The sequence below is a fragment of the Enterococcus sp. C50 genome (assembly GCF_040887505.1).
Classification (GTDB): Bacteria; Bacillota; Bacilli; order Lactobacillales; family Enterococcaceae; genus Enterococcus_B; species Enterococcus_B thailandicus.
Map to the genome: position 1 here is coordinate 16,835 of NZ_JBFOFW010000001.1, position 18,304 is coordinate 35,138.

The 18,304-nt window shown below is 37.7% G+C and carries 19 protein-coding genes; 15 read left to right on the forward strand and 4 right to left on the reverse strand.

Annotated features, from left to right (window positions below; all coding sequences use genetic code 11):
* Positions 1-43: 43 nt before the first annotated feature.
* The 3 genes from AB3I20_RS00085 to pheT all read left to right on the forward strand — a co-directional run bounded on the left by AB3I20_RS00085 (position 44) and on the right by pheT (position 4,168).
* Positions 44-385, forward strand: a complete 342-nt coding sequence (locus AB3I20_RS00085) for a helix-turn-helix domain-containing protein (protein ID WP_067482388.1) — start codon at positions 44-46, stop codon at positions 383-385.
* Positions 386-700: 315 nt separating this feature from the next.
* Positions 701-1,744, forward strand: coding sequence for a phenylalanine--tRNA ligase subunit alpha (gene pheS, locus AB3I20_RS00090; protein WP_067482386.1), 1,044 nt, complete (start codon positions 701-703; stop codon positions 1,742-1,744).
* Between the two features lie 6 nt (positions 1,745-1,750).
* Entirely contained in the window at positions 1,751-4,168 is a 2,418-nt protein-coding gene (gene pheT / locus AB3I20_RS00095; RefSeq protein WP_271027250.1) for a phenylalanine--tRNA ligase subunit beta, read from the forward strand.
* Positions 4,169-4,299: 131 nt separating this feature from the next.
* Here pheT and trpS read toward each other — a convergent pair whose 3' ends face one another.
* Positions 4,300-5,310 carry a tryptophan--tRNA ligase gene (gene trpS / locus AB3I20_RS00100; RefSeq protein ID WP_075491717.1) on the reverse strand — a complete coding sequence of 337 codons (1,011 nt, stop codon included), beginning with the start codon at positions 5,308-5,310 and terminating at the stop codon, positions 4,300-4,302.
* A 254-nt stretch (positions 5,311-5,564) separates the two neighbouring features.
* On the opposite strand from trpS, the gene AB3I20_RS00105 reads away from it, so the two are divergent.
* The 10 genes from AB3I20_RS00105 (at position 5,565) to AB3I20_RS00150 (ending at position 13,463) form a co-directional block, all read left to right on the forward strand.
* Positions 5,565-6,302, forward strand: coding sequence for an amino acid ABC transporter ATP-binding protein (locus AB3I20_RS00105; RefSeq protein WP_067482379.1), 738 nt, complete (start codon positions 5,565-5,567; stop codon positions 6,300-6,302).
* A gap of 17 nt (positions 6,303-6,319) precedes the next feature.
* Positions 6,320-7,135, forward strand: a complete 816-nt coding sequence (locus AB3I20_RS00110; RefSeq protein ID WP_071868993.1) for a transporter substrate-binding domain-containing protein — start codon at positions 6,320-6,322, stop codon at positions 7,133-7,135.
* 11 nt (positions 7,136-7,146) lie between these two features.
* Positions 7,147-7,794, forward strand: coding sequence for an amino acid ABC transporter permease (locus tag AB3I20_RS00115; RefSeq protein ID WP_067482375.1), 648 nt, complete (start codon positions 7,147-7,149; stop codon positions 7,792-7,794).
* 14 nt (positions 7,795-7,808) lie between these two features.
* A complete protein-coding gene (locus AB3I20_RS00120) occupies positions 7,809-8,465 on the forward strand; it encodes an amino acid ABC transporter permease (protein ID WP_067482374.1) in 657 nt (218 codons plus the stop codon).
* A 166-nt stretch (positions 8,466-8,631) separates the two neighbouring features.
* Positions 8,632-9,444, forward strand: coding sequence for a glutamate racemase (gene racE, locus AB3I20_RS00125; protein WP_067482372.1), 813 nt, complete (start codon positions 8,632-8,634; stop codon positions 9,442-9,444).
* A 3-nt stretch (positions 9,445-9,447) separates the two neighbouring features.
* Positions 9,448-10,806: a ribonuclease PH gene (rph, locus tag AB3I20_RS00130; protein WP_368026785.1), complete on the forward strand. Its 1,359-nt coding sequence runs from the start codon at positions 9,448-9,450 to the stop codon at positions 10,804-10,806.
* The gene (locus AB3I20_RS00135; protein WP_075491713.1) at positions 10,807-11,319 is read left to right on the forward strand and encodes a metallophosphoesterase; all 513 of its coding nucleotides are present in this window, start codon (positions 10,807-10,809) and stop codon (positions 11,317-11,319) included.
* Between the two features lie 111 nt (positions 11,320-11,430).
* Entirely contained in the window at positions 11,431-11,931 is a 501-nt protein-coding gene (gene cbpB, locus AB3I20_RS00140) for a cyclic-di-AMP-binding protein CbpB (protein WP_067482366.1), read from the forward strand.
* 190 nt (positions 11,932-12,121) lie between these two features.
* A complete protein-coding gene (locus AB3I20_RS00145) occupies positions 12,122-12,700 on the forward strand; it encodes a lytic polysaccharide monooxygenase (protein ID WP_067482364.1) in 579 nt (192 codons plus the stop codon).
* A gap of 613 nt (positions 12,701-13,313) precedes the next feature.
* Positions 13,314-13,463 carry a hypothetical protein gene (locus AB3I20_RS00150; protein WP_249024359.1) on the forward strand — a complete coding sequence of 50 codons (150 nt, stop codon included), beginning with the start codon at positions 13,314-13,316 and terminating at the stop codon, positions 13,461-13,463.
* 254 nt (positions 13,464-13,717) lie between these two features.
* Here the strand turns inward: AB3I20_RS00150 and AB3I20_RS00155 are convergent, their stop codons facing one another.
* Entirely contained in the window at positions 13,718-14,635 is a 918-nt protein-coding gene (locus AB3I20_RS00155; RefSeq protein WP_067482362.1) for a mechanosensitive ion channel family protein, read from the reverse strand.
* Positions 14,636-14,748: 113 nt separating this feature from the next.
* Here AB3I20_RS00155 and AB3I20_RS00160 point away from each other — a divergent pair, with 113 nt between their 5' ends.
* Positions 14,749-15,801 (forward strand): branched-chain amino acid aminotransferase, encoded by a 1,053-nt coding sequence (locus AB3I20_RS00160; RefSeq protein WP_086270888.1) that lies wholly within the window; start codon positions 14,749-14,751, stop codon positions 15,799-15,801.
* Between the two features lie 145 nt (positions 15,802-15,946).
* Here the strand turns inward: AB3I20_RS00160 and fabI are convergent, their stop codons facing one another.
* A complete protein-coding gene (fabI, locus tag AB3I20_RS00165; RefSeq protein ID WP_067482358.1) occupies positions 15,947-16,702 on the reverse strand; it encodes an enoyl-ACP reductase FabI in 756 nt (251 codons plus the stop codon).
* Positions 16,703-16,942: 240 nt separating this feature from the next.
* On the opposite strand from fabI, the gene fabZ reads away from it, so the two are divergent.
* Positions 16,943-17,383 carry a 3-hydroxyacyl-ACP dehydratase FabZ gene (gene fabZ, locus AB3I20_RS00170; protein ID WP_095803684.1) on the forward strand — a complete coding sequence of 147 codons (441 nt, stop codon included), beginning with the start codon at positions 16,943-16,945 and terminating at the stop codon, positions 17,381-17,383.
* 75 nt (positions 17,384-17,458) lie between these two features.
* On the opposite strand, the gene AB3I20_RS00175 is transcribed toward fabZ, so the two are convergent.
* Positions 17,459-18,202, reverse strand: coding sequence for a peptidylprolyl isomerase (locus AB3I20_RS00175; RefSeq protein WP_067482354.1), 744 nt, complete (start codon positions 18,200-18,202; stop codon positions 17,459-17,461).
* Positions 18,203-18,304 lie beyond the last annotated feature (102 nt).

The following is an 18,304-nucleotide window of genomic DNA, read 5'->3' on the forward strand; positions in this document are numbered from 1 at the left end:
TTTGTAAGTATTATGCTATACTCTTCAAAAAGAGGTGAGTAAGATGGAGCTTACACAGACAGACTTTGTTCTATGTCCGAAGTTTGAGAAAACTTTCTCGATTTTGGGGAAAAAATGGAACGGGTTGATTATTGATGTACTACTAGAAAATGGTCCGCAACGCTTTGTTGATCTTGCTGCAAAGATTCCGATGGTTAGCGATCGAGTATTAGTTGAACGTCTAAAAGAGTTAGAAAAAGAAGGAATTGTTACTCGAAATATTTCCTGTAATGAATCCAATCGTTCTGAATATCTTTTGACTGAAAAAGGAGCAGACTTACAAAATTCAATCAAACAGTTACAAGTTTGGAGTGAAAAGTGGGTCACTGAGGAAGAATGCAGTTGATTTCAGGACAAAATTCTTGTAGAATTGATTTTGTAAATTGCAAATAAAAAAAGAACCATGACGAAAAAGAGTAGTTTGGCTAAACCAGATCAGGGAGATTTGTCATAGACTGAGAGCAAATTCTGTGTTTGAAAAATGAAGTTCACTTTCTGAGTTCGCCTAGTTTTTGATACTGGGCCGGCAATTGTCGTTAATCAAGTAAGTGTGTGAGTAGCTGATAGCTTTACTCACAAATTAGGATGGTATCGCGAAGACCTCGTTCCTTGATAGGAATGAGGTCTTTTTTGTATTTGAATTTGAAGGAGGAAAACAGCAATGTCTTTACAAGCACAACTCGAAAGCTTGAAAGAAGCAACGATTGTTAAAATTACTGCCGCACAGGATTTGAAAGAATTAAATCAAATCCGTGTGGAAACTTTAGGGAAAAAAGGCCCGATTACCGAAGTTCTTCGTGGAATGAAAGATCTTAGTCCAGAAGAAAGACCAAAAGTAGGTAGTTTTGCTAATGAAATTCGTGACTTATTAACGGCAGAAATTGAACGTAAAAAAGAAGTCCTTGAAGAAGAAGCGTTGAATGCTGCTTTAGCAAAAGAAACACTCGATGTGACTTTACCTGGTCGTCAAGTAAAACAAGGAACACGCCATATCTTGACGCAAATTATGGAAGAAATTGAAGATATTTTTGTGGGAATGGGTTACCAAATCGTTGAAGGTTATGAAGTGGAGTCAGACCACTATAACTTTGAACGAATGAATTTACCAAAAGATCACCCAGCACGAGATATGCAAGATACGTTTTATATTTCCGAAGATATTTTGATTCGTACACACACTTCACCTGTTCAAGCGCGAACAATGGAAAAACATGATTTTTCAAAAGGTGCATTACGGATGATCTCACCTGGGAAAGTTTTCCGTCGTGATACTGATGATGCTACTCATAGCCATCAGTTCCATCAAATTGAAGGTCTTGTGATTGATAAAAATGTAACAATGGGTGACTTGAAAGGGACACTGGAAGTTGTTATGAAGAAAATGTTTGGGGAAGATCGTAAAATTCGTTTACGTCCAAGCTATTTCCCATTCACTGAACCTTCAGTGGAAGTAGATGTTAGCTGTTTCAAATGCGGAGGCAAGGGTTGTAATGTCTGCAAATATACTGGCTGGATTGAAATCTTAGGTGCTGGAATGGTTCATCCTAATGTTTTAGAGATGTCAGGAATTGATCCAAATGAGTATTCAGGATTTGCTTTTGGACTTGGACCAGATCGCGTAGCAATGTTACGTTACGGCGTCAACGATATCCGTAATTTCTATCAAAATGACTTGCGTTTCTTAAGTCAGTTCAAGGGGGAGTAAAAAAGGATGTTAGTTTCATATAAATGGTTAAACCAATATGTTGATTTATCGGCAGTGACACCACAAGAATTAGCAGATAAGATGTCTGTTACTGGTATTGAGGTCGAAGGGATCGAAGTACCAGAAGAAGGTTTGAAAAAAATCGTCGTTGGTGAAGTAAAGGAATGTGTACCACATCCTGATTCTGATCACTTATCCATTTGCCAAGTAGATATTGGTGAAGATGAATTGTCTCAAATCGTTTGTGGTGCACCAAATGTTAAAGCGGGCATCAAAGTCATTGTGGCTTTACCAAATTCACGGATTGCTGGCAATGTGAAGATTAAAAAAGGAAAAATGCGCGGAGAAGTATCCAACGGGATGATCTGTGCATTACAAGAAATTGGTTTTTCTGATAGCGTAGTACCAAAAGAATATGCAGAAGGTATCTATTATCTTCCAGCAGAGGCTGTGAATGGTGAACCAGTATTTTCATATCTAGGTATGGACGATTCAATTATTGAATTATCCATTACACCAAACCGTGCAGATGCACTATCCATGCGTGGTGTTGCCTATGAAGTTGGCGCAATCTATCGTCAAACACCAACATTCGATGATGAAAAATTAACTGAAGTTGATCGTTTGGCAAGTGAAAAAATCACTGTGACTGTAGAGGACAAAGAGCTTGTTCCAGCATATCAAATTCGGGTAATTGAAGGAGTCAAAATTCAGCCAAGCCCACAATGGTTGCAAAACCTTTTAATGAACGAAGGAATTCGTCCAATCAACAACGTAGTTGATGTAACAAATTATATCCTGTTATTGTTCGGGCAACCATTACATGCATTTGATTACGACAAACTTGGTTCAAAGGAAATCGTTGTTCGTCATGCCAAAGAAGCAGAAGAATTAGTGACACTTGATGGTGAAACACGTAAATTGACACCAGAAAACTTAGTGATTACTAATGGCGAGGTTCCTGTTGCTTTAGCAGGTGTCATGGGTGGATTGGATTCAGAAATCACTGAAACAACAACGACAGTAGCATTAGAAGCAGCTTTATTTGATCCAGTTTCGATTCGTCGAACAGCCAAACAATTCAATTTACGTAGTGAATCTTCTGCTCGTTTTGAAAAGGGAATCAATCATGCAACGATTGCTGAAGCAAATGATGTTGCGGCAGCTATGATCGTTGCACTTGCTGGAGGCGAAGTTCTAACAGGTGCAGTAGCTGGTGCGGAAGTAACAGTTGAAGATGTAACAGTTCCAATCACATTACAACGAATCAACCAGTATTTAGGTACAAAATTGACTAGCGCAGAAGTGAACGAAATTTTTGAAGCACTTGGTTTTGATTATCAAGAAACCAATGAAACGTATTCTGTTGTTGTTCCACCAAGACGTTGGGATATTCAAATTGAAGCAGACATCATTGAAGAAGTTGCGCGTATCTATGGATATGATCGCTTGCCATCAACGTTGCCAAGTGGAGAAACAGTTGCTGGAAGCTTGACAGCAGAGCAGACAGGCACACGAACAATTCGTACATTGCTTGAAGGCAGTGGGTTGAATGAAGCGATTAGTTATGCCTTGACGACTGAAGAAAAGTCTCGTCAATTCGCAATGAAAGAAACGAATATTACTCGTTTAGACTGGCCAATGAGTGAAGAGCGTTCGGTTCTTCGGATGAACTTGATTAGTGGGTTACTGGACAATGTTAACTACAACGTTGCGCGTAAAAATACTGATGTTGGTTTCTATGAAGTAGGACGTGTATTCTATCAAGAAAATGATCCTTTGACTCATTTACCACAAGAAGTAAAACATCTTGCGCTAGCTATTTCTGGTACATGGCAAGAAAAAGATTGGCAAACAAAAGCAGAAACAGTTGATTTCTTTACAATTAAAGGATTGTTAGAAAACATTTTTGCTCAATTAGCTATCACTGAACAAATTAGCTATCAAGCAACTACAATGCCAGAAATGCATCCAGGTCGGACGGCTGCTATCTATCTTGGTGAACAATACCTTGGTTTTGTTGGTCAAGTTCATCCAACAATTGCCAAAGCGTATGACATTCCAGAAACGTATGTTGCAGAATTAGATTTAGTTTCAATGATTGAAGCAGCACAAGCGGGCATTACTTATCATGCTGTGACAAAATTCCCAGCAGTGAGTCGAGACATTGCTTTGCTAGTGAAAGAAGAAGTAACAAACCAAGAATTGGAAACAGTAATCAAAGCATCCGCTGGTAAATTCTTAACAGGAATCCAATTATTTGATGTTTATCAAGGTGAGAACATCGAAGCAGGAAACAAATCGATGGCGTATAGTTTGACATTTGTAAATCCTGAAGCAACATTGACTGATGAAGAAATCAATAAAGCTATGGATAAAGTAACCAATGCGTTAACAGAAAACTTGCACGCAAGTATTCGTTAAGTCTTTTCTTATTCAGAAAAACCCAGCCACGAATCAGACAGGAAAGTCTAACTCGTGGCTGGGTTTTATTTAGTAAAAAGTGAGAGCCAAAATAGAAAAAATTTTGGCTCTCGCTTTTTTGATTTTGAAAGTTAGTTAAAATAATTGATTCCCATCGCAGATTTTACTTCTGCTAAAGTTTCTGCCGCAACTTCTTTTGCAGCTAAACTGCCTTGACGTAACATTTCCATGACAGCTGCTGGATCTTTTTCAAACGTTTCACGGCGTGCACGAATTGGTGCAAATTCAGCTTCTAAAACGTCAATCAAGTAACGTTTAATTTTCACATCACCAAGTCCACCACGACGATAATGAGCTTTCATTTCTTCAATTGCTTCTTTATCTGTTCCAAAGACATCTAGATAAGTGAACACCATGTTTCCTTCTACTTGACCAGGATCTTCCACATGGATGTGGTTTGGATCGGTGTACATGCTCATGACTTTTTTCTGAACAACATCTGCTGGGTCAGCAATATAAATACCATTGCCCAAGGACTTACTCATTTTACCATTGCCATCAATTCCAGGTAAACGTCCCATGCCTTTTGGTGGGAAGACGCCTTTTGGTTCAACCAGAACTTGACCGTACGTATTGTTGAAACTTTGGACGATTTCTTGTGTTTGTTCCAACATTGGTTTTTGATCTTCGCCAACAGGAACTAAATTTGCTTTGAAAGCTGTGATGTCAGCAGCTTGTGAGATCGGATAAACAAAAAAACCAGTTGGGATACTTTCACCGAATTTCTTTTGTTCGATTTCTGATTTCACTGTGGGGTTTCGTTTCACGCGACCAACGCTGACTAAGTTCATGTAATACATGGCTAGCTCAGATAGCTCAGGAATTTGTGATTGGATAAATAAAGTTGTTTTGGTCGGATCAAGACCAACAGCTAAGTAATCCAATGCGACTTGTAACACATTAGATGAAACTTTTTCAGGATTTTTTGCATTATCTGTTAAAGCTTGCATGTCAGCAATCATGACAAACAATTGATTGTTTTCGTCTGCTTGCATTTCCACACGCGTTTTTAAAGAACCGACATAATGGCCAAGATGTAATCTTCCCGTTGGACGGTCTCCAGTCAATATAATATTTTTCAAAAAAGACACCTCTTTACGATTTGTAAGACTAGCACTTTATATCTTACCGTTTTTTTTTAGAAGAAACAACTATTCAAACGAAAAAACGCGGAAAGGATGCAGGGAAAAACGAAGAGCATCAAACATTCAAAAACAGAGGATATTTGTAGAAAATAACGTAGAAACTTTACATTTCCCTTTATTATCAGATATAATATGTTTCATTAGGTATCTTTAAAAGAAATCTTACTAAATAATAATGGGAGTGTAATGATATGGCAATGATTGAATTTAAGAACGTGGAAAAGTACTATGGGAAATTCCATGCTTTGAAGAATATTAACCTCGAATTTGCGAAGGGGGAAGTAGTTGTTGTCATTGGGCCTTCAGGTTCTGGGAAAAGTACAATGCTGCGTTGCATCAATGGCTTAGAAACTATTTCTTCAGGACAACTACTGATAAATAACAAAGATTTAAGAGATAAACAGACAAAATTAACAGAAGTACGTAAAAATATCGGGATGGTTTTTCAACATTTTAATTTATATCCTAATAAAACTGTACTAGAAAACATCACACTAGCACCAATTAAAGTATTGAAGCAAGATCAAGCAACGGCAATCAAAAATGCTGAAAAATTTTTAGATACGGTCAATATGTTAGACAAAAAAGATTCTTATCCATCCATGCTGTCTGGTGGGCAACAGCAACGTGTTGCTATTGCTAGAGGTTTAGCGATGAATCCAGAGATGCTATTATTTGATGAACCAACTTCAGCGCTGGATCCGGAAATGATTGGGGATGTGCTAGACGTTATGAAGAAGTTAGCGAGAGAGGGCATGTCAATGATCGTGGTTACACATGAAATGGGATTTGCAAAAGAAGTAGCAGATCGAGTAATCTTCATGGCTGAAGGTGAAGTGTTAGAAGACAGTCGTGACGTAAAAGGATTCTTTGACAATCCACAGGAAGAACGCGCACAACAATTTATTAGCAAAGTAATCAACCATTAAAATTTAGGAGGAATTGTATGAAAAAGCAAAAAAGCTTTCGCTTACTCTTTCTGTTAAGTATCGTGCTACTTGCACTGGTTGGCTGTAAAAGCACAAGCGTAGCGGACGAAAATATCGCAGAAAGAGTCAAAGAAACAAATAAGATTACCTGGGGTGTCAAATATGATACTCGTTTATTTGGCATGATGGACATCAAGTCTGGTGAAGTTCAAGGTTTTGATATCGATATTGCAAAAGCTATCACCAAGAAAATACTTGGTGAAGATGGGCAAGCTGATTTTATCGAAGTAACATCGAAAACTAGGATTCCGTTGTTGAAAAATGGAAATATTGATGCAATCATCGCAACGATGACCATCACGGATGAACGAAAAAAACAAGTTGATTTTTCAGATGTTTATTTTGATGCTGGACAATCATTGCTAGTCAAAAAAGGGAGCAGTATCCAAAGCGTGACTGATTTGGATGCTTCGACAACAGTTTTGGCTGTCAAAGGTTCGACCTCAGCAGCAAATATTCGTGAACATGCACCAGATGCAAAGATTTTAGAACTAGAAAATTATGCAGAGGCGTTTACGGCACTTCAGTCAGGTCAAGGTGATGCGATGACGACTGATAATGCGATCCTTTTAGGAATGGCGGCTGAAAACCCAGCGTATACGTTAGTTGGGGGAACCTTCACCAATGAGCCTTATGGCATTGCAATCAACAAAGGGCAAGAAGAATTTTTAGGTAAGGTCAATCAAGCATTAGCAGAAATGATTGCTGATGGTACGTATGATGAAATTTATCAACGCTGGTTTCCAAATGAAACAGATGGCAAAGTTGATTAAGGAGGAGCAATATGAGTGAATTGATACAAACTTATGGAGCGACCTTTGCAGAAGGATTCAAAATTACAATTTTTTCCAGTGTTTTGGCGCTCGTAGCTAGTTTAGTTATTGGAACATTGATGGCGATTTTTCAGTTATCAAAAAATAAATTAGTCAATGGTCTGGCAAAAGCTTACGTTGAGTTTTTCCGAAATATTCCATTACTGATTATTGTCATGTTTTTCTATGTAGTGGTACCTATGTATTGGCTACAATTGAACGGTTTTCAAGCCGGAACCATTGGTTTAACGATTTATACATCCGCGTTTATTGCGGAAACGGTTCGTTCAGGAATCCAAACGGTTCCTAGTGGACAAATGGAAGCGGGGCTTTCTTCAGGTTTTACTTATTCAGAAACGATGCGCTACATCGTATTGCCTCAAGCTTTTAAAATAGTTATTCCACCGTTAGGAAATCAGTTTATCAATTTAGTGAAAAACTCATCTATTTTAGCAATGGTTGCAGGATTAGATTTGATGTATCAAGGTGACTTGATTGCCAGCGAAACATTCAATACATTTGATACCTATATTATTGTTGGTCTATTTTATTTGATTATTACGTTGCCCCTTTCTTATTTGATGGTTCATCTTGAGAAAAAATGGGCAGTTCGTTCATAGAAGGAGGAAGTTGAATGGATTTTAGTGGTGCTTTTTCATGGATGAATATCCGTTTTTTACTAGAGGGATTGAAAGTGACCGTCGAAGTTTCATTGGTCTCAATCATTTTTAGTTTTTTGATTGGTGGCTTAACTGGCGTGATCCGTTTTGCGAATATTCCTTATTTATCCAAAATTGTTGGTTTGGTGATTGATGTCATTCGAAATCTGCCATTGTTACTAATCATTTTCTTCACGTATTTTGCTTTACCCCAAGTGGGAATCCAAATGAATATCTTTTGGTCAGCAGTTGCTGCGTTGACGATTTTTGAATCAGCAATGCTCTCAGAAATATTCCGCGCAGGTTTGAATGCCGTGCCAAAAGGACAAATGGAAGCAGGGCTATCAACTGGATTGACTTATGTTGAAACGATGCGGACGATAGTCATGCCTCAAGCATTTAAATCAATGATTCCCGCAATTGTCAGTCAATTGATTTCATTAATTAAAGATACGTCATTAGCCGTAATTATTTCTTTACCAGAGTTGACGCACCAAGCGCGAATCATTTATGGGCAAAATACGAATTATGTTTTACCGATGTTTGTAGCAATGACGTTGATGTACTTTGTCATTTGTTACGCACTCTCATTATTATCGGGCTTTTTGGAGCGACGAAAATATAGTTATTAAAAAAAACCTCAAATTCTTTGTTGAAAAATGAACAAAGGGTTGAGGTTTTTTCTTTGTAAAAGAAGAGTGATAAGCAAGCTTTGTAAGAAGTTCAAGACTTGAAAAATTGTACCAAAAAGTCCACAATAGACAGATAGAATGAAATCAAAAAAAAGGATGGGTTCCATTGTCAGATAATCGCCCAATAGGTTTTATTGATTCAGGTGTTGGCGGCCTTACAGTTGTCAAAGAAGCACTGAAGCAATTGCCAAATGAAAATATTTTATATGTAGGAGATACTGCGCGTTGTCCATATGGTCCGCGACCTGCAGAACAAGTGATTCAATTTACTTGGGAAATGACTAACTATTTGGTCGATCAAGGAATCAAAATGCTTGTGATCGCTTGTAACACTGCAACTTCAGTGGCTCTAGAAGAAATCAAAGCGACATTGCCTATTCCTGTGATTGGAGTTATCCTTCCGGGAACGCGTGCTGCTTTAAAAGCAACGAAAAATCAACAAGTAGGAGTGATTGCAACATTAGGTACGGTTAAAAGTGGTGCCTATGAATCAGCACTCAAAGAAAAAGCACCGGAATTGACCGTTAGTAGCTTACCTTGTCCAAAGTTTGTTTCAGTGGTGGAAAGTAATGAGTATCATTCCTCTGTTGCAAAGAAAATCGTAGCAGAAACTTTAGCACCACTGCTAACCAAAAAGTTAGATACACTTATTTTGGGTTGTACTCACTATCCATTGTTACGCCCAATCATTCAAAATGTAATGGGAGAAAGTGTGACTTTGATCGACTCAGGTGCAGAGACTGTTGGAGAAGTTTCTATGTTACTCGATTATTTTGAAATCAGTAACGCGCCCGTTCCAGGACGAACAATCAGCAAGTTTTACACAACAGGCTCACCTAAATTGTTTAAAGAAATTGCCCAAGACTGGTTACCGCTTGATGAGTTAGAAGTGGAACATATCGAATTAGGAGGAAAATAGCGCATGCGTCATGATGGAAGAAAAGCACAAGAATTAAGAAAAATTGATATTCGTACCAATGTATTCAAACACCCCGAAGGATCAGTGGTCATCAGTTTTGGTGACACAGAAGTGATTTGTTCTGCGACAATTGAAGCTTCTGTTCCGCCGTTTTTGCGAGGAACTGGTACAGGTTGGGTCACTGCGGAATACAGCATGCTTCCTCGAGCAACAAATACTAGAAATCGTCGTGAAAGCAGTAAAGGAAAATTAACTGGTCGAACGGTGGAAATCCAACGATTAATTGGCCGCTCTTTGCGCGCAGTCGTCGATTTGGAAAAATTAGGTGAAAGAAGCATCATCGTTGATTGTGATGTAGTTCAAGCTGACGGCGGAACACGCACAGCAAGTATTACAGGTGCTTTTGTCGCTTTAACATTAGCGGTTGAGAAACTGGTCAGAGAAAAAGAAGTGACAGAAGATCCCTTGAAAGAACACTTGGCTGCCATTAGTGTAGGAATCTTGCCTGATGGTCAATGCGTAGCAGATTTAGATTACGAAGAAGATTCTGCAGCGTTAGTTGATATGAATCTAGTAATGACTGAATCTGGCAAATTTGTGGAAATTCAAGGAACGGGTGAAGAGGCAACTTTTGATGGTGAACAATTAAATGACATGCTTTTTTATGGGAAATCAGCAATCGAACAGCTGATTGCAGAGCAAAAGCATGCGTTGTTGACTGAACTTTCAACTGAAGCAAGTCAAACGCCAGAAGTAGCAAAAACAATCGTCATTGCAACAAAAAATCCCGGAAAAGCGGAAGAATTCCGCCAAATGTTTGGCAAAGAAGGATATGCAGTCAAAACCTTGTTTGACTATCCTGAAATACCAGATGTAGAAGAAACAGGGAAAACCTTTGAAGAAAATGCTCGCTTAAAAGCTGAAACAATTGCACAGATTTTAAAGCAGCCTGTATTAGCAGATGATTCTGGTTTGAAAGTCGATGCATTAGGTGGGATGCCAGGTGTTTATTCCGCACGTTTTGCAGGAGAACCAAAAAGTGATGCAGGAAACAATGCAAAATTATTGCATGAGTTAACAGATGTCCCCAATAAACAACGAACAGCACAATTTCATTGCACATTAGTCTTTGCAGCACCTGATAAAGATAGTTTGGTGGTGGAAGCAGAGTGGCCCGGGAAAATTGCTAGAATTCCTGAGGGAGAAAATGGATTTGGCTATGATCCGTTGTTCATTCCAGACGGTTCAACGCAAACAGCTGCGGAAATGTCTAGCGAGGAAAAAAATCAAGTGAGTCATCGCGGACAAGCAATGAAAAAATTGAGCCAAAAATGGCAACAGTGGTTGGAAGGAGCAAAATAAATGCGCTATTTAGTTGTAAGTGATAATCATGGTGACCGTGATATTTTGGTGGATTTAGTCAAACGCTATCGTTCAGAAGTTGACTTTTTCTTTCATTGTGGAGATTCAGAATTACCTGCAGACGATTCATTGTGGGAAAATTTTCAGGTTGTCCAAGGAAACTGTGATTACGGTCCAGGTTTTGAAGCAAAGAAGGTCATCAATACTGGTCGTGACACCATTTATCTTACCCATGGACATCTGTCGAACGTTCGTTTTGATTTGACTCAGTTAGCTCTAGAAGCTCAATCAGTAGAAGCCAATATGGCATTTTTTGGTCACACACATCAGATTGGTTGTGAGGTGGAAAATGGCATTTTATTTTTAAATCCCGGTAGTATTTCACAACCACGCGGACCCATTCAAATTCCATCGTATGCAATCATTGAAAGTTTAGCCGATGAGATCAATGTGCACTATTATAATCGCGCACATCAACCAGTAGAAGAATTAGTTTTTCACTTTTCTCGCTGATTTTATGGATTAATTTCTAATTTTTGCTAAAAATTCATCATTTCTTTATGGATTTTGCATCCGGTTTCGGTAAAATAAAGTTGTTGAACAAATAAGAATGGAGGCCACTCGATGATTGGACCTGTAGTAAGAGAACTGCTGTTGGAAAATCAAGACACATTTTTGATTCCTGCAGAAAACGTAGCAAATGTCCTTTATCAACACCCGCTTTCTCATGGCTTACTTGTTTTGTCGAAAGTCGGATATTCAAAAATTCCTGTTTTGGACAAAAACGATCGCTTTGTCGGATTGATTAGTTTATCTGATGTAGTGAATAAAATGTTGGATTTGCAAAATATCAGCATGGAACCATTAGAGGGCTTGACGGTCGCAGATGTGATGGAAGTTGGCGTTACGACAGTTGACGAAAACTGGGAGCTAGAAGATGTGTTGCATTTGTTAGTTAATTCACCTTTTCTACCCGTTGTCACAGAAGAAAAAGTTTTTAAAGGAATCATCACTCGAAAAGAACTATTAAAAGCGGTGAATTTCATGGTCCATGAATTAGAGAGACGAAATATTTTGACTTCTAAAACTGAAGGACTAAAAGAAACAATCAATCTGTTAAATTAAAAAAACAATCATTTTATTTTATTGGTTATTTTAAATGTGAAATGGTTGATTGAAGGCAGACAGGACAAAGGTTTTTGTCACTGTCTGTTTTTTTGTTGTGCAACTTAATAACCAAACTGCCAAGCATATTTATTTCCAAAACGAAAGTAAGCGGTTACAATGTAACTATCAAATCAGAGGAGGTTCATTTATGAAAAAGCTTGGTAAAGTTTTATTGTTGGTTTTGGTCGGGATTGGATTATTTGGTTTTAGTCTTCCTGGGTTTGCACATGGCTATGTGACACAACCTGGTAGTCGTGCCTATTTTGGAACAGCAGCTGCGGGGAACTTGAATCAAAACGTTGGTCGTGCACAGTGGGAACCACAAAGTATTGAAGCATTGAAAAATACATTTATCGACGGAAAAATCGCAAGTGCTGGTGTGACAGGTTTTGAGCCTTTAGATGAACAAACAGCGACTCGTTGGCATAAGAGTCAAATCAATACAGGTTCATTAAATGTTTCTTGGACATTAACTGCACAGCATCGAACAAGTACTTGGGATTATTACATGACTAAACCAGGTTGGAATCCTAATCAGCCATTAAAATTTAGCGATTTCGAACAAATTGGTCAAGTAAATGACAATGCAACAGTACCACCAAAATTGGTTAATCATACTATCTCTGTTCCACAAAACCGCAATGGTTATCACCTTATTCTAGCCGTTTGGAATATTAGTGATACAGTAAATGCTTTCTATCAAGTCATGGACGTAAATGTTCAATAAAAAATGAATACAAAAAGAGGTTACAAATTGTGCCTGATTTCAAAGTCTAGCTTTGGAGGGATGGTACATAAGTTATAATTTCTTTTTATCATTTAAGAGTCCGAAACTTTTCTGTTTTTGACTCTTTTTTTGGTATACTTGTATTTGGTTGATATCAAAAAATATGAAGCTATTAACTATAAAAAATAATTTTAACTGTAGTAATCAATGAAGAAAAATGATTTTTACTAGTATTGTTAATCAAGAGATATTAACTATTAGCTAGAGAAGGAAAAAATAGTTGTTAGACTTTTCAGATTTACTTATAAAGCACCAAGACTCGTTTATCTATGTTGATAATCGAAAAAAAACAAGCGATATTTTGAAACAACTTGTTGATCTGGAAGAAAAACCAATTGATTTTCTTCCGCAAAAACGGAATGAATGATTAGAAAACAATCTCATTCATTCAATCCACTTTGATAAATCAAAAGGCGTTTCACTCAAACTTTTCTTTGTAATAGACAATGAAAAAAGTAGAAACTATTATCAGCACCCATACTTTATTCAAAGTGTGACAGATCCTTTCCTACAAGATAAGCGAATATATATTTTTCTTGATGAATCAGTTGGTATGGTTGAAACAAATAGTTCTCTGCTAGGATTTGATGCTAAAATTCTTTCTGGTATTTCACCGAAAAGTGTTGAAAAAAAAGACAGCTATTTTATGGATTATATTTCAGCATTTGAACTAAGAGCCGAAATAAATAAAAATGTAAACTGATTGTTGAATGAAGCTGTTACACGAAGTATGTGTCACATTCGATGTATGGAGAAATCATAGAAAAAAGGAGAAAAAGAGTAGCTACTCTTTTTCTCCTTTTTTCTATTGCTACACGGATAGTATTTACTCGTGTAGCAACAAATAGTTCTTGCATTCATTTTCTAAAAACTAAATGAAATAAAACGAGCTTTTTATTCAATACACAAATGAATTTGGCATTCTTTTATGGATGACAGGAGCCCATTTGTTAATGTTTAACCCACCGTTCCGACTGGCGTATTCGGAATCGTAAATCCAGCTGTCGTCAATGCTTGAACATATGCACTAAGGAATTCCTCTTTTAAGACATGTTGCTTGCCGTTTAGTGCGTAACAAATTGTTCGAATCGCAAAGTTACTATTACCTAAATCAACAAGTCCGAAAATCGTTGGTTCAGTTTGCAACTCATTTTGATATTTTTCTGCCAGCTGTTGATTGACTTGCTGAATCACAGCTTGAATTTTATCATAACCTTCTTCAGGGACGATTCGGATATCTAAACGAACTAACATATTTGCCCGTGATAAATTACTAATCGTGGTGATATTTCGATTGGGAATATAGTGAACAGTTCCATCTGTTGCTTTTAACTGTAACGTACGAATCCCCACGGAAACAACAGTGCCTTCAATGGACAAATTTGCTAACTGGATATAGTCACCAACATCCATTTGCTGCTCCATGATGATAAAAAAACCGGTAATCATATCATTCATGAAGCCTTGTGCACCTAAACCAATGGCAACCCCGGCGATTCCGGCACCCGCCAATAAGGAACCAATCGGCACACCGATGACGGACAACAACGCATAGATAAAGAAGAAGCCAAGTGTATAATGGAAAATTGTATGAAGTAAACTGTGGAGAGTTTTTAAACGACTCTCGTTCAAACTGGCTTTTTTGGAATATTGGCTAAATGACTTATCAAGTAAGTATTTTCCAATTTTGCTCAAAACACTAAAAAGAATTACTAGAAAAATCAGATAAAGTGTTTTTTCGATAAACGTTGCAAGGATCGCGTCCCAATCAATCTCATTCCAAAATCGTTGGAAAGCATTTACTTGCTGGACAGCTTGGTCGGTAATTGTTTCACTTGATGATGTTTTTGTTTCTGTTATTTGTGCTAAATACATAGAATCCTCTTTTCTTTCACTCGTTCTTTGTAACATTGTATCAAGAAGTAGAAAAAAAGAAAATGGAAGAGAAAAAGTGTTTTTCAAAATAAAAATGACAAACAACTAAGCGAATGGTAAAATATGGAGAAAAACATGAAGGGGACACGAATATGCAAATAGATTGGAATAATCTTGGGTTTTCATATATCAAAACACCTTGGCGCTACATTGCTAAATGGAAAGATGGAGAATGGAGCAAAGGTGAGTTAACAGAAGATAATTACTTAACGATTCACGAAGGATCACCTGCGTTACATTACGGGCAACAATGTTTTGAAGGATTAAAAGCGTATCGTCGAAAAGATGGAAAAATCAATCTATTTCGTCCTGAACAAAATAGTCGCCGAATGAACCAAAGTGCACGTCGTTTATTGATGCCAATGGTTCCGGAAGAAATGTTTGTGGATGCAGTCAAGGAAGTTGTCAAAGCGAACGAGGAATTCGTACCACCTTATGGGACAGGTGCAACGTTATACCTGCGACCTTTATTGATTGGTGTAGGAGAAAATATTGGTGTGCACCCAGCACCAGAATATTTATTTGTTGTCTTCTGTACGCCTGTTGGTGCTTATTTCAAAGGTGGATTAAAACCAACGAACTTTATCGTTTCCGATTACGATCGTGCTGCACCAAAAGGAACAGGAGCAGCTAAAGTGGGCGGGAACTATGCAGCTAGCTTATTACCTGGAACACAAGCACATGAATTAGACTATTCTGATTGTGTGTACTTAGATCCAGCGACGCATACAAAAATTGAAGAAGTTGGCGCGGCGAATTTCTTTGGAATTACAAAAGATGGAAAATTCATCACACCACAATCACCATCTATTTTACCAAGTATCACCAAATATTCGTTGCTGCAGCTTGCTGAAGAACGTTTAGGGATGGATGCCATCGAAGGAGACGTCTTCATTGACAAGCTTGATGAATTTGCAGAAGCAGGTGCGTGTGGGACTGCGGCAGTTATTTCACCAATTGGCGGAATCTATCATGATAATCAACTCCATGTTTTCTACAGTGAAACTGAAGTGGGGCCTGTAACTAAACGTTTATATGACGAATTAACTGGCATTCAATTTGGTGACGTAGCAGCACCTGAGGGTTGGATCCAAGTAGTGGACTAGCACAAAGAAAAATACAAAGAAGCTGGAGAGTTATTTTCCAGCTTCTTTTGTTGTTACTCAATCAAATAGTAGGTGAAAAAAAGCGGGTGACGCATCAGCGCCAACCGCTTTTTTATCAGTTGTTTCTAAATAATGCTAACGATTTTTATGATAAGTGAACACCTTTGTCCACATAAACGATATCACCAATCATACCGCTTGAAAGTGGACTAATCAAGAACGCGCAAGCATTGCCGACTTCTTCAATTGTGACACCTTGTTGATCTGGTGTACGTGATTCAGATAGTTGAATTAGTTTTTGGTAATCTTTGACGCCTGTCACAGCTAAAGTTTTAATTGCACCAGCAGAAATTCCGTTGACACGGATACCTTTTGGTGAAAGTTCTGCAGCCAAGTAACGAATGGCTGCTTCAAGTGATGCTTTAGCGATTCCCATCATGTTGTAGTTTGGAATTGCACGTTCAGATCCAAGATAAGACATGCTGACGATTCCGCTGTTTTGTGCCAAATATTTTTGCGCATATTTTGTGACAGCGATTAGGGAATAGCTACTGATATCTTGTGCTAATTGATAACCATCTCTAGAGATATCTGAAACATTTCCTGATAATTCTTCTTTATTTGCATAAGCGATTGCGTGAACAAGTCCGTGAATTTCACCAGCGTAAGCGCCGATAGCGTCCATTGCTTGCTCGATACTCTCGTCACTAGCGACATCACACTCGACAGTAAAAGCATCTTCACCAACTAATTTTAGTAAAGATTTTTTCATGCGTTCATTTTGATAAGTATAGATGATTTCTGCTCCTTGTTTTTGCATAGCTTCGGCACAGCCCCACGCAATACTCTTTTTGTTTGCGACGCCCATAATGACGATTTTTTTTCCTTTTAAAAATGACATATTGACTCTCCTTTGTTTCGCGAAAAATTTCGTTGTCTAGTAAAAAAATAAAATAAAAAGATAAGTGCTTAAAAGAAAATAACTTCCTTGATTTCTTATTATTAGGCAAAATGCTTTGATTGTCAAACTATTTTTTTGATATTAAAAAAAAGATTGCTAAATAATTAGGAATATGATACTTTGATAATCAAAGTAATAAATGAATTGGCATTTGCCTGAAATGAAAGAAGGAGCATATATATGTCTTATGTTTTATCTGCTACAGAAGTTATGGATTTGATTCCTAATCGCTACCCGATTTGTTATATTGATTACGTGGACACATTAGAGCCAGGAAAGAAGATCGTTGCGACGAAAAATGTCACAATCAATGAAGATTTTTTCCAAGGTCATTTTCCAGATAATCCAGTGATGCCGGGAGCCTTGATTTTAGAAACTTTGGCGCAAGCTGGTTCAATTTTAATTTTGAAATCAGAAGAATTCTTAGGGAAACGTGCCTACATTGGGGGAATCAATAAAGCAAAATTCCGTCAAAAAGTTGTACCAGGTGATGTAATGAAGTGTCACTTTGAAATCACAAAATTAAAGGGAGCTGTGGGTACTGCACTTTCAGCTGCATACGTTGATGGCAAAAAAGTTTGCGAATGTGAATTTACTTTTATCGTAAACCAAGATGCTTAATGCTTAATTTTTTAATTTAGGCAAAGCAAAAGAGGAGAAGACTTATCAGAAAAGTCTTCTCCTCTTTTTAATGATTTATTTTGTTTCAGCTTCTTGTAAAACTTTGATACTTTCGATTTTTACGTCAGTTGTTGGTTTGTCATTGCTGTCAGTTTCAACTTGCGCGATTTTATCAACGACGTCCATTCCTTCGATTACTTGTCCGAAGACGGTATATTGGCCATCTAAACTTGGATAACCACCATTTTTATACGCATCGATAATTGCGCGAGGGTAATCATCTTTTAGTAAGCCGTCGTGTACGTCATCAGAATTTTGAACGATAAAGAATTGGCTACCATTACTGTTTGGATCTTGTGAACGTGCCATTGAAAGTGCACCACGAATATTGTACAACTGATTCGAAACTTCTGTTTCAAATCCTTCTCCCCAAATACTTTCACCACCAGTGCCATCACCCTTTGGATCGCCACCTTGAATCATGAAGTCTTTGATCACTCGATGGAAAGTTAAGCCATCATAATAACCATCTTTGGCGTGCGTCATAAAATTTTCAACTGCTTTTGGTGCTAATTCAGGGAACAATTTGATTTTGATTGTTCCTTCACTAGTGGTCATTTCGACTAATGATTCATTTGCAGCAACTTCGTTCGTTAATTGGGGTAATTCCAAAGCGTTGAGGTCAACGCTACTTTCAGTCGTGCTTTCTGCAGTACTTGCTTTCGTGCTTGAAGTAGTTGTTTGATTGGTTGAACAGCCTGCAACAACGAGTAGAGCTGCAGCCAGTCCAAGAGTTAACATTAATTTTTTCTTTTTCATATCTGGATCCTTTCTTCTTTAAAAATAGTCTACATTTATGATAGCAAACTCTTGAACAAAAACCTAATGAAAATTAGCAAGCGATTTTTCTTTTTGAAAGCC

What these genes read in the sequence shown, in the direction of transcription:
- cbpB (WP_067482366.1), top strand. Translation starts at nt 11,431, where the DNA reads ATGATTGGACCTGTAGTAAGAGAACTGCTGTTGGAAAATCAAGACACA.
- fabI (WP_067482358.1), bottom strand. Translation starts at nt 16,702, where the DNA reads ATGTCATTTTTAAAAGGAAAAAAAATCGTCATTATGGGCGTCGCAAAC.
- AB3I20_RS00135 (WP_075491713.1), top strand. Translation starts at nt 10,807, where the DNA reads ATGCGCTATTTAGTTGTAAGTGATAATCATGGTGACCGTGATATTTTG.
- AB3I20_RS00175 (WP_067482354.1), bottom strand. Translation starts at nt 18,202, where the DNA reads ATGAAAAAGAAAAAATTAATGTTAACTCTTGGACTGGCTGCAGCTCTA.
- AB3I20_RS00120 (WP_067482374.1), top strand. Translation starts at nt 7,809, where the DNA reads ATGGATTTTAGTGGTGCTTTTTCATGGATGAATATCCGTTTTTTACTA.
- AB3I20_RS00150 (WP_249024359.1), top strand. Translation starts at nt 13,314, where the DNA reads ATGGTTGAAACAAATAGTTCTCTGCTAGGATTTGATGCTAAAATTCTT.
- rph (WP_368026785.1), top strand. Translation starts at nt 9,448, where the DNA reads ATGCGTCATGATGGAAGAAAAGCACAAGAATTAAGAAAAATTGATATT.
- pheT (WP_271027250.1), top strand. Translation starts at nt 1,751, where the DNA reads ATGTTAGTTTCATATAAATGGTTAAACCAATATGTTGATTTATCGGCA.
- AB3I20_RS00105 (WP_067482379.1), top strand. Translation starts at nt 5,565, where the DNA reads ATGGCAATGATTGAATTTAAGAACGTGGAAAAGTACTATGGGAAATTC.
- AB3I20_RS00110 (WP_071868993.1), top strand. Translation starts at nt 6,320, where the DNA reads ATGAAAAAGCAAAAAAGCTTTCGCTTACTCTTTCTGTTAAGTATCGTG.
- AB3I20_RS00085 (WP_067482388.1), top strand. Translation starts at nt 44, where the DNA reads ATGGAGCTTACACAGACAGACTTTGTTCTATGTCCGAAGTTTGAGAAA.
- fabZ (WP_095803684.1), top strand. Translation starts at nt 16,943, where the DNA reads ATGTCTTATGTTTTATCTGCTACAGAAGTTATGGATTTGATTCCTAAT.
- AB3I20_RS00115 (WP_067482375.1), top strand. Translation starts at nt 7,147, where the DNA reads ATGAGTGAATTGATACAAACTTATGGAGCGACCTTTGCAGAAGGATTC.
- AB3I20_RS00160 (WP_086270888.1), top strand. Translation starts at nt 14,749, where the DNA reads ATGGTAAAATATGGAGAAAAACATGAAGGGGACACGAATATGCAAATA.
- AB3I20_RS00155 (WP_067482362.1), bottom strand. Translation starts at nt 14,635, where the DNA reads ATGTATTTAGCACAAATAACAGAAACAAAAACATCATCAAGTGAAACA.
- pheS (WP_067482386.1), top strand. Translation starts at nt 701, where the DNA reads ATGTCTTTACAAGCACAACTCGAAAGCTTGAAAGAAGCAACGATTGTT.
- AB3I20_RS00145 (WP_067482364.1), top strand. Translation starts at nt 12,122, where the DNA reads ATGAAAAAGCTTGGTAAAGTTTTATTGTTGGTTTTGGTCGGGATTGGA.